This window comes from Winogradskyella damuponensis (genome assembly GCF_039538385.1).
GTDB classification, from domain to species: Bacteria; Bacteroidota; Bacteroidia; order Flavobacteriales; family Flavobacteriaceae; genus Winogradskyella; species Winogradskyella damuponensis.
This window is the reverse complement of sequence record NZ_BAABCB010000005.1, coordinates 141873-157143: the sequence shown is the minus strand read 5'-3', so window position 1 is coordinate 157143 and position 15271 is coordinate 141873. Positions and strand designations below refer to the sequence as shown.

Below are 15271 nucleotides of genomic sequence, written 5' to 3'. Positions count from 1 at the left end.
AAACAGTTATAAAGAAAAAACTCCTACCTAAGTAAGAGTTTTTATAATTATAAATGCTATGGCTTTAACTTCTTCTAATGTGATATGAGCCTATTATCTCTTTTAGTTTAAGTTTTAAATCTTCACCCGAATCAAAAACCATTTGTTCATCACTTGGAAAATGAAGTTGTCTTTGGTTTAAAAGATTTAGGTCGTCTTTAACTAAAGCTCTTTTGTCTCCTTTATATATTCCAAAAATATTTTCAAATATAAATCCGCTATCTATAGAAAAGGTATCAATTGTTTGATTTTGTTTTAAATCTGTATAAACAACATCGGCAATTACTTGTGTAGATTTAGTTTGTAAAACTTCAGTAAACCTAGCTTTTACAGTTATGATTTTATCAATCTTAATGTCATTACCAAGACTATCTTTTTTTACATTTCCGTTTCTGTCTAATTGGTATTCCCAACCATCAACGATTTGTTTTTGTCTTAATATTTGACGCTCACTAATACGCTCTGGTGAAACATTAATTTGCTTTAATTGTAATTGCATCGCAAAATCATAATCTATAGAATTATTAGCATTTGCGTGATAAGTTGTCCAAAATTGATTCAGTCCATATGTGTTAAAATCAAGTAATTCGGCTTCTAATTGTTGTGGAATTATTTGATGTGTTTGATTTTGGATAGACACATGTACATAATCCATTCCTTTTAAGTGTGCTTCATTAATTAGATTTCTTGTGTCTTCAAAATTTGGATTTATTTCTTCTATATAACTAAATATACTATATGCTTTTCTCGCATTAAACTTATCGCCAGAATCCAGTAACGTAATTCCTTGACTTAATAAATAATCCGAAGTTTTATATCTGTAATCTACAATTTCAGAACTGTAGTCGTTAAAATCTAAGTCTAATGTTTTGCCGTTTATTTTTAAAGGTAATACACGTTTAATCGCATTTTGTCTTTCCTCTAAATCTAAATAGATATTGTAGATGATTTTAAATTGTTCTGGATTACCGTCTTTCTTTAAGTGAGCCAAGTCATTTAAATCTTCATCTAAAACTTTATAGTAGGCCTCTTCAAGCATTACAATATAGTCTTGCTTACGGTTTTTATCTTTGTTGTTTTCAAGTTTTCTTAAAGCTTCAGAGATTGCTTCGTCGTAATTTCCGTTGCTAATTGCGCTTTCAATTTGTTTTTTGGCACTACAAGATGCTAGTACCGAAACAAGGACTGTTAAAAGTAAAAATCGTTTCATAATCTTGTATTTTATTGGTTATAAAATCCAATTATGATGCCAAACTTTTTTTTTGTATGTTGACTACTTATATTTTCGTTTCTTTGTAAATTAATTGAAAGTCTTATGTTTTATACGGAAAACGGTTGTTTTCATCCTCTAAAATCATATTCGGAAATATTGCCAAAACAGTTTACTTTTCCGTTTTATTATACACCACATGTTCTTTCTATTAAAGCTGCAGATGAGGTAAAAACGTATTTGTCTTCTCAGTCAGATTTTGAACATAACTTTGGATTAGATGAGACGAAAAAAGGTCTAAAAATTGGAAAAATGTTTGGTGTAATGATTGTTGAAACTAAAGACGGACAATTAGGTTACATCACGGCATTTTCAGGAAAATTAGCAGAAAGCAATTATTTGAAAGGATTTGTACCTCCAATTTATGATACATTAAATAAAGACGGATTTTATAAACAAAATGAAGCTTATTTGAATCTTTTAACGGCTAAGATTGAAGCATTACAACAAAATCCGGAATTAGAAAAAGCCGAAAAAAACTTAAAACAAACTAAGCTAAAAAATATCCAAAAGCTTGAAGACTTTAAAAGGAATGCTAAAGCTGAAAAACAAAAACGCAAACAGCTTAGAGTAGAAGCAGAGCAAACTCTTAATGACTTAGAGAAAAGTGTATTTTTAGAACGCTTAAAGCAGCAAAGTATTCAAAGTAATATTGATTTAAAATATATAAAGTTAAATCTTGAAGCTGAACTTAAAAAAGCTGAAGATTTATTGGCAGAATTAATTCAACCTATTGAACGTTTAAAACTTGAAAGAAAAACATTATCAGCAAGTTTGCAAAAGCAAATCCATGAGCACTATCAATTTTTAAATGCCAATGGAGAAACCCAAAACTTAATTGATATTTTTAAAAAAACAGATTTAGGAAAACCGCCAGCTGCAGCAGGAGAATGTGCAGCTCCTAAATTATTTCAGTATGCTTATCAGAATGATTTGAAACCAATAGCTATGGCCGAATTTTATTGGGGAATATCTCCAACAGCAGAGGTTCGGAAACATGGTCAGTTTTATCCCTCTTGTCGTGGGAGGTGTGAGCCTATTTTAGGTCATATGATGCAAGGTTTAGATGTAGAACCCAATCCTATAGCTTTAGCTGGTGTTTTTAAAGGGGAATTAGAAATTATTTATGAGGATGATTTTCTTTTAGTCCTTAACAAACCTCACGAGTTTTTATCAGTGCCAGGAAAAACGATTAAAGATTCTGTTTTAACTAGAATGCAAACATATTTACCAAAAGCAACAGGACCATTATTATTACATCGTTTAGATATGTCAACGTCCGGATTGTTATTGGTGGCAAAAAATGAAAGAACTCACAAAAAACTTCAAAAGCAATTTATTGAGCGTAAAGTAAAAAAACGTTATGTTGCTTTATTAGATGGAGTTCTAGAAGCAACTAAAGGTACTATTAATATACCTCTTCGTGTAGATTTGAATAATAGACCAAGGCAATTGGTTTGCTATGAACATGGAAAAAAAGCAATTACAAATTATGAGGTTATTGCTATTGAGGGAAATAAAACTAGAATTCACTTTTATCCAATCTCAGGAAGAACGCATCAATTAAGAGTACATGCAGCACATCATAAAGGCTTAAATACGCCAATTGTTGGCGATGATTTATATGGCACTATTTCAGACCGTCTACACCTTCATGCAGAAACGTTAAGTTTTGAGCATCCTGTAAAGAAAGCGTGGGTTAGTTTTACTTGTAAAGCTCCTTTTTAGTCTTGAGAAGAGGTTTAATTGTGTTGTTTTAGTCTTTAACTTTAAAACAAAAAAAAGACCAAAGTAATTAACTTTAGTCTTCTTTTTCTATTTATGAGCGTTTCGTTTATTTCTTTTTCTTAGGATTAAATACAGGTAATAATTGTGTTTTTACTTGTCCAAAACCAATACGGATGTCATCATTTTCACAATAACCTCTCATTATAACAGTATCGTTATCATTAATAAATTTACGTTCAGTGCCATCTTTCATTTTTAATGGTTTTTCACCTCTCCAAGTAAGCTCTAACATAGAACCGTAAGAATCTGGTGTTGGACCAGAAATGGTTCCACTTCCCATCATATCGCCAGAATTTACAGGACAGCCATTAACAGTATGATGTGCTAATTGTTGTACCATATTCCAATACATATATTTAAAATTAGATTTACAAACTGTAGTTTCCTTAGAGCCTTTAGGCTGAATTGACATTTCTAAATTAATATCGTAACTCTTTTTACCTTTATATTGTAAATAAGGTAATTGTGGTTTTACAGGTTTTGGGCTTTCTACTCTAAAAGGTTCCAAAGCATCCAATGTTACAATCCAAGGTGAAATAGAGGAAGCAAAGTTTTTAGCTAAAAATGGGCCTAAAGGTACATATTCCCATTTTTGAATATCACGAGCAGACCAATCATTCAATAAAACCAATCCAAAAATATATTCTTCAGCTTCATCAATAGGAATAGGTTCTCCTAAATCGTTTGCATCTGTAGTAATAAAGGCCATTTCTAATTCAAAATCTACCAATTTACTCGGTCCAAAAACAGGAGTGTCAGAGCCAGCAGGTAGTGTTTGTCCTTGCGGACGGTGAATAGGAATTCCTGATGGAATAATAGAAGAACTTCTACCGTGATAACCTACAGGTAAGTGTAGCCAATTAGGCATTAAAGCATTTTCTTCGCCTCTAAACATTGTGCCTACATTAGTAGCGTGTTCTTTACTAGCATAAAAATCTGTAAAATCACCTACTTGTATAGGTAGTTGCATTTCAATTTCATCTAAACGAAATAAAATAGTTTCTTTATGAGGTACGTTGTTTTTTAAAGTATCATTTTCAGCATCAAAAATCTCAGCGATTCTATTTCTAACCAAACGCCAAGTTTTTCTACCATCTGCTATAAAGTCATTTAATGTATCTTGAAGAAAAATATCATCGGTTAATGGAATGCCTTCAAAATAACCTAGTTGATGTAAAGCGCCAAGATCAATAGCTGTATCTCCAATACGTGTTCCTATAGTTATAATGTCGTCTCTAGTTAAGAAAACACCAAAAGGAATATTCTGAATTGGAAAATCTGAGTTTTTACCGACATGTAACCATGAGGTGCGATCTGGATTATTGGCTGATAATGGCATAGTATAATTGTTGATTAAATGTTCATTAATTTCATTCAAACCTACATAATTTTTGATATTTAAACTAATGTATTCACTATTTTTGTATCGATTTAACAAACTCATTATATATGCAACGCGACGAACAAATTTTTGAACTCATTAAAGCCGAAAAAGAACGCCAACTCGATGGTATTGAATTAATAGCATCAGAGAATTTTGTCAGTGACCAAGTAATGGAAGCTGCTGGTTCTGTGTTAACTAATAAATATGCTGAAGGTTATCCTGGTAAACGCTATTATGGTGGTTGCGAGGTGGTTGATGAGGTTGAAACTATAGCAATAGACAGAGCAAAAACATTGTTTGGTGCTGCTTATGCTAATGTACAGCCGCATTCTGGAAGTCAGGCAAACACAGCTGTTTTTCATGCTTGTTTAAAACCAGGTGATACAATTTTAGGTTTTGATTTATCTCATGGAGGCCATTTAACACATGGTTCGCCTGTGAACTTTTCAGGAAAATTATACCGCCCTACATTTTATGGTGTAAAGAAAGATACAGGTCGTATAGATTATGATATGTTGGCAGACCAGGCCCAAAAAGAACAGCCAAAATTAATCATAGCTGGTGCTTCTGCGTATTCTCGTGATATTGACTTTGCGAAGTTTAGAGAAGTTGCCGATAGTGTTGGTGCTGTTTTATTAGCCGATATTTCACATCCTGCAGGTTTGATTGCTAAAGGTATTCTTAACGACCCAATGCCGCATTGTCACGTGGTAACAACTACAACACATAAAACACTGAGAGGCCCAAGAGGGGGAATGATTATGATGGGTGAAAATATTGATAACCCATTTGGTATTACCTTAAAGAGTGGTAAACTTCGTAAAATGTCAGGCTTATTAGATTCTGGTGTGTTTCCAGGAAACCAAGGTGGACCATTAGAGCACATTATAGCAGCTAAAGCAATTGCTTTTGGTGAAGCATTAACTGATGAGTTTATGCATTATATGTTACAAGTTAAACATAATGCCGATGCTATGGCTAAAGCATTTGTTGCTAAAGATTACAATTTAATTTCAGGAGGAACAGATAACCACATGATGTTAATAGATCTTAGAAATAAAAATATTACGGGTAAAGATGCTGAAAATGCTTTAGTAAAAGCAGATATTACAGTGAATAAAAACATGGTGCCTTTTGATACAGAATCTCCTTTTGTTACCTCTGGTATTAGAGTAGGAACACCAGCAATTACAACACGAGGATTAAAAGAAACGGATATGGCTTATGTTGTTGATTTAATTGATGAAGTGTTAACTAATCACGATAATGAAACGGTTTTAGCAGGTGTTGCTGAAAAAGTAAATGCATTAATGGGCGGACGTGCGTTATTTAATGCTTAAAAATTAAAAACCGTTCAGGTTGAAATTTATATTTAAAAAGCCTTTCAATTTAGTTTGAAAGGCTTTTTTGTTAAATTGAGTAAAATGTAAAACTTATAGCATTGCAAATAAATCATCTAATGCTTTAAAATCTCGTCGCTTATAATTTGTTCCATCTCTATCGTTCAGATAATTTATTAAATCCTTTTTTGGGCCTGAAGTCCAGAAGTTCCAAGTATCAGTTATACTGTTATTTTCTTTAACATAAACTTTTCCAACTAAAGAATTCTCTTGCGGATTATCAGAAGAGTCATAGACACTGATGTTAGAATCTTTTTGATGAACTAATCTATATAGTCTATTGTCTTCACTTATATTTTGAAATTTTGTTTCTTTAGTTATTTGATTTTCATCGTGACGTAAATTTACGTCTTTAATTATTTCGTTGTCAATTGGTTCATACTGATCATTATTATTGAAAATCGTAATTAATCTATTTTGATAATATTGATTAACGCTTATTTTTCCTACCAAAACAGTACTATCCTTTAAGGTGATTTTACCTTCAAAGAAAGGGTGATTAATATCTAGGGTATGTATGCAGTCACAGTTACAATTGCTATTAACACTATTCAATAACTGAAGACTTGTATTGATAAGTTCTAAATTTTGAGCTTTTAAATTAGGTGAACTAATTACTAAAAGGAAAAGAATTAAAAGGGAGTGTAATTTTTTTGAAATCATGACTTTTGAGATTTAATATTTTACGTATTAAATGCATCAAAAATGATTCCAAAGCTAACTTTTTTAAACTAAAAACTAATTGTTTTTAAAGTAACAGAAATAAGTTAAAAACGATAATACAGTTTACAATAAAAATTGTACGCACCATTATTGTTTATAGCCCCAAAGTCCCCTCAAGGAGGTTTTAAGGTTTCAATAATTTATTAGACTTCAATAAAATCAATAGTGATTTAATCTTCAAAAGTTGAAAAATTATAAGCACCAGCATCTATTGCTCCAGATCTTGGTGATCCAAGAATATCATTTGATACAGAAAAATCAGAACTACCAATTCCTTTAGCTTTTGAATCTGAACCAATTTGCATCCTGTTTTCAAAAGGATCTTTAAAATCAGGATCTTGGTTAAAGACATTGTCTACATAAAATAAAGTGTTATTAAAGTTGTAATTTCCTGTGCCTTCAAGATTATCGTTGTCAAACCTTAGTAAACAGTTTGTGAATTTGTAATTAAATACGCTGCCCTCATTTTCTAATAAAAATTCAGGATTATCATTTCCGTAGATAATACAGTTGTTAAAGTTAGCTTCTGTTAAATCGTTAGTAAATAAGGTATTGTTTTCATCTACAATAAAATCATTTAAAAGTAGCGCTGGAAATTCTCTGTAACTGGTATCCCAATAATTAGCAATAGTGCAATGTGTAAAGTTATATTTTCCGCCATAGGTACCAGCAAAAGCGGATTGTCCGCTATTATTAATCACTAGGTTTTCTGCAGTTATAGACGTTGCTGTTCCTCTAATTCCAAAACTGCTAACATTATATATTTGTGAATTAGTAATGGTTAATTTATCGTTTGGTGCGTCTTGGTTACCATCGGCTATAATCCCAATAGTTGCGTTTTTAATGGTTGCGTAGTTAATGGTATTATTTTTACTGCCGTTGTACAACCAAATAGTTCCCCATTGTCCGGGAATATCTTCGTAAAGTGGTTCTAAACGATCACCTTCTAAAATTACTTCGTTTTCTAAAAGATCTTGATCTGTGCTAAGTGCTCCATTTATATTTAAAGTGCCTTCGTTGGTGATAATAATTCCAGAATCGGCATGAAAGTGAACGCGTGCACCAGCTTCCATAGTTAAGGTTTTACCAGCGCCAACACCTGCATAGCCATAAACAACGTAAGGTTTTTCATTAGTAAAGGTGAGCTCGCTATCTTCTAAAAAGCGACCTTGTAGTGTGGTTTCGTCTGGTGTGCCATCTCCATCGACATCAAAGGTTAGGGTTTCAATAATATAATTGTCATCATCATCAATTGGTGTTCTATTAGGATAAATAAAAACGGCATCTTTAACTAAAGTAACAACATCTATATCTTGTTGATTACTACCAGAATCAAATAGAATACGGTCTGTGTATAAAAATTGGTTTTCTAAAGCTCCCAGGTCTGGATTTGCAATATCTATAGTTGTTTCAATAAAAATATATAAACTATCGTTGGCTAATAATTCAACATTTTCAAAGAATTTACCAATTTGTGTATCATTTTGTAAGCCCGTAGAACCATCGACATTCATTCTGTATAATGAATTTTCGCCATTCTCAAGTTGTATCGTTGGAATTACGATATCTTCATCACTACGATTATATACTTTTAAATTATAAGTGCTAGAACCTATATTTGTAAAAACAGTATCTAAATAAATGGTGTCTTTTGCAAACTCTAGTTGTCCTTTGCTTGGAGTAAATTCAAAATCGTTACGACAAGAACTCCAAAAAATTAAAATTCCGAAACAGAGAAAAAATGATAGCAATCGCTTCATAAGTAATAAATATAATTAAGGCTTAAAAATATAACTTTTGAAGTTAGGATTTATTATGAAATTGTAGAATTATAATTGTTTCATTTAATCTTTAGTTAGATTCTCTTGTCCATACTGTTCTAATAATATTAAAAAAAGCTGACTATTTAAAACCAATTCTTCTAATAATTGCATCTTATTTTCTTCTTTTAGTAATTCGGAACTGATATATTTTGCTTCACAAAAATCATAAAATAGATAAACTTTGTCTTCAGGAATTTTTAAATTTTCTGTTATTAAATGCTTATTGAAGAATGAACTTTTTTCAAATAAAGAGTCCATTTGCGTATATGTAATAGGTTGGTAAGTAGGATCTTTTCCTTTGCTTTTTTTGAAGAGTTTTGCTACTGTTTTAATGAGATAAACAAAATCTACACCATAATTTGCTCCTGAAGGGGCGTAAAGATGAGGATTGTTTTTAATGTCTTCTTTAATGATGTTTTGAAGGTCTGTATTGTAGGTTTCTTCTTTAAAAACGGGTTGCTCAGGTTCTGCTTTAATCTCTACTTCGTCCAGTTCAGTTAGTATTTCTTTGAGCTCAAAAACAGCAATGTCTTCAAAGTGAATGTCTTTAAGTATAACAACTTTTGGATGGTAGAATAGAGATTCAAACAAAATGGTATCATTTACTTTGGCGTTAATAGTAAAATCTCCATTTTTATCTGTTGCTGTTAAACGGTTTTGGGTGTCGTTAAAGACTTTAATGTTTTCAATTGTGTTTTTACTGTTATAGACTTTTCCTCTTAAAACTTGAGCTTTTAGAGCTAATGGTAAGCATAGCAATAGGATTAAAATACTAAGATGACGCATGGTTGAGTTGATTGATGCGTTAAAGAAAAGTGATTAAGTTGAAAGAAATCTGTGTTTTAAAAAAACTTTAACCTAAATATTAATCAAAAAGCTCGGCAATTTCTTGTGTTAAACGTGTAGGACGTTGTGTTTTAGAATCCATTAAACACCATTTTGCTTTGGATTTTACAATGAGTTTTTTGGTGTTAATATTGATAATTTCTACATGTCTTATGGTGCTAACACCTGCGACTTCTGAAACATATGTTTTTAGTAAAAGTTGATCTCCTAATAGTGCCGGACTTTTATACTCTATATAATGATTAACTAAAAACCAAGAATACGCTTCTAGTATATCTTTTGTAGCATAGGCAAGCCAATGTTCTTTAGCAATATCTTGAACCCATTGTACATAACGCACGTTATTTACGTGGTTAAGATCGTCGATATCTTCTTCTGAAACGGTTATGGTTTTTTCAAATATTTGCATCTTCAATTTTTGATGCTTAAAGATATTATTTCTTAATAAATAACCTTTTAATTCCGTAAAATAATTTACCTACAGCAGTTCTTTTTTGTTCACCATTTTTTATGGCTTCTTGCTTAGCTAGACGTTTTAGTTTTCTCTTTTGTCTTTTACACTTAGTATTGCTTTTATAATTATAAGAGACATAACCAGCTATTACATAATTTTTATTACACTCATCGTCTTTCAATGCTATTGTAATGTTATTTTTAGTACTTAAAATAAGGTTTTGAGTAAACATACCAAAATACTTAAATTCAAGTGTGTCGCCTGGCTTTGCCTTCAATGAAAAAATGCCGTCAAAATTGGTATAAACTTGATGTTTCGTTCTTTTTAGAATTACAGTGGCACCAGGAAGCGGCAAACCGTCTATAGCTGTTGTAACCGAACCCGTATATATATGCTCATTTAAAATAGAAGTTGCTACTTTTCCTTTTACGATGGGTTTTAGTATGCTATCTGTTTGAATGGTTTTTGAAGCAATTTGAGTGTAAATCTCTTGAGTTCCAAATGCAAAAAAAGCAAATAGGCCAGAGGCAAACCAAGATCTATAATTGTTTTTGTCTTTTCGAGCTATAACAAGGTCTCTATTGATTTGTTGAGTTTTAAAGCGACCACAAAGATGGCCATGAGATTCTAAAGTTTTAATAATTTGTTCGTCGGTTTGTTTTGTGAAATCTATAACTGTTTTTTGGCAAGCAGAGCAATGACGCCCTTGGTGTGTTGGAGTCATTTTATTCCAATCTTTATGGCAAGGTTTTGGAATGTTGATGGTTATAACTTTTCTCATGGTTAGTTTGATTGTTATATCAAAGAACCAAAAGTTATAGGTTTAATAAAAAGATGAATGAGTGACTTACACTTTTCAGTGAGTAAAGTTTATTGTTTTTTTATTTTAACCTCAAAAAGTTTGTCCCAATTTTTCCCTGTTACAAAAATGGTTTCACGTTCTGGGTGGTAAGCAATACCGTTTAGAACGTCTAATTCAGGATGTTGAGTTACGAGTTTTCTTAAAGGTTTAAAATCTATAACTCCTTCAACACCTCCTGTGTTAGGATTGATAATTACCACACCATTACGTTGGTAAATATTTGCATATATTTTGCCATTAATCCATTCAAGTTCGTTTAAACTTGGAATTTTTCCTTTTTCGGTATAAACTTCAAGATGACCTTCCTCAGTTAAGTTATCAGGATTTAAAAAGTAAATTTTCTCTGTACCATCAGATTTAAATAATGTTTTTCCATCGTTACAAATTCCCCAACCTTCTTTACTCGTTCCGTAATTAAAAGTTTTTAATTTTTCAAAGGTATTTACATCGTAAACAAAGCCTCTTTTGGCTTGCCAAGTAAGCTGATAGATTTTATCGTTAAGAATGGTTAAACCTTCTCCAAAATATTGATCTTCTAAATTGATGTTTTTTAGAACTTCACCAGTTTCAAAATTTACTTTTCTAAGTTTAGATTTTCTTTTCTGACCTGTGCTTTCATACAATTCGCCATTGTAAAACTCTAAACCTTGAGTATAAGATGTTATATCGTGAGGGTAGGTGTTTACAATTTCATAAGTATAAATAGTTGGAATAATATTATTAAAGACTTTAATAGATTTTTTAAGAGTTTCAGTCTTTTCACCAACAGTTATTGTTGCAGTTATAATTTTTTCGCCGAGCGTAATTTTATTTAAAACCGAATTATTATCAACAGCCTTTCCGTTAATTTTATAGCTAATATTGCTGATTTCTAATTGTTTTGGATTATTTATGGATAATTTTAACGTATCGCCAAGCATTAAAGATTTTACGGTCGTATTAATAGATAAGCTAGATTGTTTTGCTGTGTTTGTGTTACCACAATTAGTTACTATTAGACTTAAATATAAGAGAATGAAATATTTATAAAGTTGCATAAGGTCTGTTTAATTTTTTAGCAAGTTATTAAATAAAATTCAGTTTAAAAATCATTGCGAAAGTAATTAAAGATTGTATCTTTGCACCTGGCAAGTCCTACACAACCAGCTCCTGTTGAACCCTCCAGGGCGGGAACGCAGCAAAGGTAAATGGTCGTAGCGGTGTGATGTAGGTAGCTTGCCTTTTTTTGTACCCTAAACTCAAATCTTGAACGCCTTGGCGAATCGAGATTTTTTCAGTTTATAGAGGTTCTAATCGAGGTTAGTGTCTTATTAAAAGCGCTACTAATTTCATAATTTGTATTTTCGATATTATAATATATAAAACAGTATGTCTAAAGTTGTATTAATAACAGGTGGTTCTTCTGGAATAGGAAAATCTGTTGGTGAATTTCTTCAAGCCAAAGGGTTTAAAGTTTATGGTACAAGTAGGAATCCTAATAGGTATCCTAATAGTAAATTTCCAATTGTAGCTTTAGATGTTACTAAAGCCGAAACAATTTCTAAATGTATTACTGAGGTTTTAAAGCAAGAATCTAAAATAGATGTGCTTTTAAATAATGCAGGAGCGGGAATTACAGGACCTATTGAAGAAATTCCTGATGCAGAAATTAAGCGCAATTTTGAAACCAATTTATTTGGTCCAATTAATGTCATTAAAGCGGTTTTACCTACCATGCGCCAGCATAATTCTGGTTTAATAATTAATGTAACATCTATTGCTGGTTATATGGGTTTACCATATAGAGGTGTATATAGTGCAAGCAAAGGGGCTCTCGAATTAATTACTGAAGCTTTTAGAATGGAATTAAAAGGTTTTAATATTAATATGACTAATGTGGCGCCTGGAGATTTTGCAACTAATATAGCTGCAGGTCGTTATCATGCTCCTGTTTTAGAAAATTCACCTTATAAAGCCACGTATGGAGATACGTTGCGTATGATGGATGACCATGTAGATAGTGGAAGTGACCCTAAGCAAATGGCAGAAGCTATTTATAAAATCATTGAAACTAAACATCCAAAAATCCATTATAAGGTTGGTGCTTTTATGCAGAAATTTTCTATTGTTTTAAAACGAATACTTCCAGATAAAGTTTATGAAAAGTTATTGATGAATCATTATAAATTGTAGACCGTAGTTGGTAATGGCTATTGTTAATATATTCTATAAAATCATTTCTTTAAATGAGGCTTAAAGTCGTAAATTCGCGACAATCAAAAACACAACAATTCAAAACAAGTTTTTATGAAATTTTTTATTGATACAGCAAACTTAGAGCAGATTAAAGAAGCTCAAGATATGGGAATTTTAGATGGTGTTACCACAAACCCATCACTAATGGCTAAAGAAGGCATTACAGGGACAAACAATATTTTAAAACATTATGTTGACATCTGTAATATTGTAGATGGAGATGTTTCTGCAGAAGTTATTTCTACAGATTTTGATGGTATGGTTAGAGAAGGTGAAGCTTTAGCAGAATTACACGATCAGATTGTTATTAAGTTACCAATGATTAAAGATGGTATTAAGGCTTGTAAATATTTTTCTGATAGAGGAATTAAAACTAATGTTACTTTGGTATTTTCACCAGGTCAGGCATTATTGGCAGCAAAAGCAGGAGCAACTTATGTGTCTCCGTTTATTGGCCGTTTAGATGATATTTCTACAGATGGTTTAAATCTTATTGCTGAAATTCGTCATATCTACGATAACTACAGTTTTGAAACGCAAATATTAGCTGCTTCTGTACGTCATACAATGCATGTGATAGATTGTGCTAAATTAGGTGCAGATGTTATGACAGGACCTTTAAGTTCTATTACTGGATTATTAAAACACCCTTTAACAGACATCGGTTTAGAAAAGTTCTTAGCAGATTATAAGAAAGGAAATTAAAATTAATTTTACCCCATATTAAAGAGCATCTTGTTTAACAATAAGATGCTTTTTTTGTAATAATTCTTCAAGTGTTTCTTTAAAATCAGAGCTAAAAATATTGGCATTTGGATGTAAAATCATGGCGTTCTCATCTACAATGATAGCCTTATTTAAGTAGTTTACAGCTAGAGTTTTACGTGCTAGTTTAGAATTTTTAAACTTAAACTCATTTATTGTAGGGAAGCTATAGTTATTAATGATTTTTTTCCAGAATTTATCGTCATTATCATTGACATTAATAGAAATAAAATCCATTTGTGGAAAATTAGATTTTAACTTATCTACCATAAAATGACTATTTCTATATTGTGATTTAGAGTTAGAAGTCCAAAAATAAATAATGGTTGGTTTGTTTATTATAGAAGTAATTAAATGTTCTGTATCGTTATAATTAACAAGTGCTATATTTGGTAGAGGATTACCTTGACGTAAGCGCTTTAATGATGATACCAAGTCTTTCATGTAACGTTGATCTTCATCATTAGTACTTTTTGTTAAATAATAATCTAAAAATTTATTCGCTTCAATTTCAGTATGATTATGACTGATATAATCTATAGCTTTATACTTTAAAAGATTGTTCTTAATCGTTTCATTAGTAATAATACTATCAATTAAATCGAGTTTAGACATATTATAGTCCATAGTATGCCTATTAAATTTGCTGTGAAAAGCATTGTGTTTGTAATAGGTATGTGTAGCTAAATTTTCTATATGTGAAGATAAAAAACGGTTATAGGCAAAGAAACGGCTTAAGTGGCTAGCGTTATAATCGATATGGTTTCTGTGTTCAAAAAAGTCTTTAGGTAAGTCTTTAATATGAATTAACTTATTATTACCAAAGTATGCAAAAGGGTAAATCTCTTTATCTGCATAAGCATTATAATTAATATTAGCTTCAATAATGGACTTAAAGAACTCAGATTCTTCGTTTTGCATTAAGAATTGATGAAATTCATCCAGTTGAGAGTTACGTCTTTTTTCAACAAAATCATTAAAAGCTTCGGGTTCCATTTTAGAGTACTTAACTAACTGTTTAGCTTCTTTTTCGTTAGATAAGTAAGTTTTAATAAGATAGTTGTTCTTTTTAGCTCCTTTTCCTGTAAATACTAAAGATTCATCAAAATCATATGTATTTAGTCGAAACATAATACTATCATTAGACTCTAACAATAACATTTGATATTCTCCACCATGTGTAATAGAATACAATCCTGGTTCTAGATTATCTACCTTGTAAATAAATCTATTATTGGTGTCTAAAGTGATAGAGTCTAATATTTTACCCTCTGTATTATATAAGGTGACACTATTGTTCTTTGGATTAATAATTTCTCCACCTAGGTATGCATAATCGCTCGTGTTATTTCCTTTGAAATGACATCCAAAAACAGTAGATAACAAAGTAATAGCAATAACTATACGTCGGATTAGCATAAGATTTTTTTATAAAAGATTAGTATAACAAAAGTATGTGATGCATTACTGAACTCTTGTTAAGACCTCGTTAAATATTGTTAAGTGTGTATTTATTTCGTTTACAGGTGATAAAATAATGCTTTTATTAATAATTATTGTTCCTTCTATAGAGTTATAAGTCATATTAGGTTTTTATTTTTTTGTTTTGGATAGGAAAAAAGATTTGGAAGTGTTTAAAAATATAAAATTTTATGATTTTTTAAAATTGATAATATAGTTAT

Annotated in this window: 13 protein-coding genes and 1 other RNA gene; 5 read left to right on the top strand and 9 right to left on the bottom strand. The window is 31.1% G+C overall.

What is annotated here, in order from left to right; translation table 11 throughout:
• Window positions 1-64: 64 nt before the first annotated feature.
• Complete coding sequence (locus ABD730_RS03340) at window positions 65-1249, bottom strand: hypothetical protein (RefSeq protein ID WP_344712554.1); 1185 nt, start codon at window positions 1247-1249, stop codon at window positions 65-67.
• Between the two features lie 105 nt (window positions 1250-1354).
• On the opposite strand from ABD730_RS03340, the gene ABD730_RS03335 reads away from it, so the two are divergent.
• The gene (locus tag ABD730_RS03335) at window positions 1355-3037 is read left to right on the top strand and encodes an RluA family pseudouridine synthase (RefSeq protein ID WP_344712552.1); all 1683 of its coding nucleotides are present in this window, start codon (window positions 1355-1357) and stop codon (window positions 3035-3037) included.
• Window positions 3038-3143: 106 nt separating this feature from the next.
• Here the strand turns inward: ABD730_RS03335 and fahA are convergent, their stop codons facing one another.
• Window positions 3144-4436: a fumarylacetoacetase gene (fahA, locus tag ABD730_RS03330; protein ID WP_215924883.1), complete on the bottom strand. Its 1293-nt coding sequence runs from the start codon at window positions 4434-4436 to the stop codon at window positions 3144-3146.
• Window positions 4437-4546: 110 nt separating this feature from the next.
• Here fahA and glyA point away from each other — a divergent pair, with 110 nt between their 5' ends.
• Window positions 4547-5821 (top strand): serine hydroxymethyltransferase, encoded by a 1275-nt coding sequence (gene glyA, locus ABD730_RS03325; protein WP_215924882.1) that lies wholly within the window; start codon window positions 4547-4549, stop codon window positions 5819-5821.
• A 93-nt stretch (window positions 5822-5914) separates the two neighbouring features.
• Here the strand turns inward: glyA and ABD730_RS03320 are convergent, their stop codons facing one another.
• From ABD730_RS03320 to ABD730_RS03295, 6 genes are all read right to left on the bottom strand, one after another.
• Window positions 5915-6544, bottom strand: a complete 630-nt coding sequence (locus ABD730_RS03320; protein WP_344712550.1) for a hypothetical protein — start codon at window positions 6542-6544, stop codon at window positions 5915-5917.
• 230 nt (window positions 6545-6774) lie between these two features.
• Window positions 6775-8364, bottom strand: coding sequence for a right-handed parallel beta-helix repeat-containing protein (locus tag ABD730_RS03315; protein ID WP_344712548.1), 1590 nt, complete (start codon window positions 8362-8364; stop codon window positions 6775-6777).
• A gap of 84 nt (window positions 8365-8448) precedes the next feature.
• Window positions 8449-9213, bottom strand: coding sequence for a peptidase associated/transthyretin-like domain-containing protein (locus ABD730_RS03310; RefSeq protein WP_344712546.1), 765 nt, complete (start codon window positions 9211-9213; stop codon window positions 8449-8451).
• A gap of 79 nt (window positions 9214-9292) precedes the next feature.
• Window positions 9293-9682 carry an acyl-CoA thioesterase gene (locus tag ABD730_RS03305; RefSeq protein WP_344712544.1) on the bottom strand — a complete coding sequence of 130 codons (390 nt, stop codon included), beginning with the start codon at window positions 9680-9682 and terminating at the stop codon, window positions 9293-9295.
• 25 nt (window positions 9683-9707) lie between these two features.
• Window positions 9708-10508 (bottom strand): carboxypeptidase-like regulatory domain-containing protein, encoded by an 801-nt coding sequence (locus ABD730_RS03300; protein WP_334469588.1) that lies wholly within the window; start codon window positions 10506-10508, stop codon window positions 9708-9710.
• An 89-nt stretch (window positions 10509-10597) separates the two neighbouring features.
• The gene (locus tag ABD730_RS03295; RefSeq protein ID WP_344712542.1) at window positions 10598-11626 is read right to left on the bottom strand and encodes a glutaminyl-peptide cyclotransferase; all 1029 of its coding nucleotides are present in this window, start codon (window positions 11624-11626) and stop codon (window positions 10598-10600) included.
• Window positions 11627-11714: 88 nt separating this feature from the next.
• On the opposite strand from ABD730_RS03295, the gene ffs reads away from it, so the two are divergent.
• The 3 genes from ffs (at window position 11715) to fsa (ending at window position 13529) form a co-directional block, all read left to right on the top strand.
• An RNA gene (gene ffs / locus ABD730_RS03290) (signal recognition particle sRNA small type) lies at window positions 11715-11813 on the top strand.
• Window positions 11814-11957: 144 nt separating this feature from the next.
• On the top strand, window positions 11958-12761 hold the full coding sequence (locus ABD730_RS03285) for an SDR family oxidoreductase (RefSeq protein WP_334469592.1): 804 nt from the start codon (window positions 11958-11960) through the stop codon (window positions 12759-12761).
• A gap of 114 nt (window positions 12762-12875) precedes the next feature.
• Window positions 12876-13529 (top strand): fructose-6-phosphate aldolase, encoded by a 654-nt coding sequence (fsa, locus tag ABD730_RS03280; protein ID WP_215924877.1) that lies wholly within the window; start codon window positions 12876-12878, stop codon window positions 13527-13529.
• A gap of 18 nt (window positions 13530-13547) precedes the next feature.
• Here fsa and ABD730_RS03275 read toward each other — a convergent pair whose 3' ends face one another.
• Entirely contained in the window at window positions 13548-15008 is a 1461-nt protein-coding gene (locus tag ABD730_RS03275; protein ID WP_215924876.1) for a TlpA family protein disulfide reductase, read from the bottom strand.
• Window positions 15009-15271: the final 263 nt, after the last annotated feature.

Coding starts and splice junctions, on each gene's coding strand:
- ABD730_RS03340 (WP_344712554.1), bottom strand. CDS start 1,249: ATGAAACGATTTTTACTTTTAACAGTCCTTGTTTCGGTACTAGCATCT.
- ABD730_RS03335 (WP_344712552.1), top strand. CDS start 1,355: ATGTTTTATACGGAAAACGGTTGTTTTCATCCTCTAAAATCATATTCG.
- fahA (WP_215924883.1), bottom strand. CDS start 4,436: ATGCCATTATCAGCCAATAATCCAGATCGCACCTCATGGTTACATGTC.
- glyA (WP_215924882.1), top strand. CDS start 4,547: ATGCAACGCGACGAACAAATTTTTGAACTCATTAAAGCCGAAAAAGAA.
- ABD730_RS03320 (WP_344712550.1), bottom strand. CDS start 6,544: ATGATTTCAAAAAAATTACACTCCCTTTTAATTCTTTTCCTTTTAGTA.
- ABD730_RS03315 (WP_344712548.1), bottom strand. CDS start 8,364: ATGAAGCGATTGCTATCATTTTTTCTCTGTTTCGGAATTTTAATTTTT.
- ABD730_RS03310 (WP_344712546.1), bottom strand. CDS start 9,213: ATGCGTCATCTTAGTATTTTAATCCTATTGCTATGCTTACCATTAGCT.
- ABD730_RS03305 (WP_344712544.1), bottom strand. CDS start 9,682: ATGCAAATATTTGAAAAAACCATAACCGTTTCAGAAGAAGATATCGAC.
- ABD730_RS03300 (WP_334469588.1), bottom strand. CDS start 10,508: ATGAGAAAAGTTATAACCATCAACATTCCAAAACCTTGCCATAAAGAT.
- ABD730_RS03295 (WP_344712542.1), bottom strand. CDS start 11,626: ATGCAACTTTATAAATATTTCATTCTCTTATATTTAAGTCTAATAGTA.
- ABD730_RS03285 (WP_334469592.1), top strand. CDS start 11,958: ATGTCTAAAGTTGTATTAATAACAGGTGGTTCTTCTGGAATAGGAAAA.
- fsa (WP_215924877.1), top strand. CDS start 12,876: ATGAAATTTTTTATTGATACAGCAAACTTAGAGCAGATTAAAGAAGCT.
- ABD730_RS03275 (WP_215924876.1), bottom strand. CDS start 15,008: ATGCTAATCCGACGTATAGTTATTGCTATTACTTTGTTATCTACTGTT.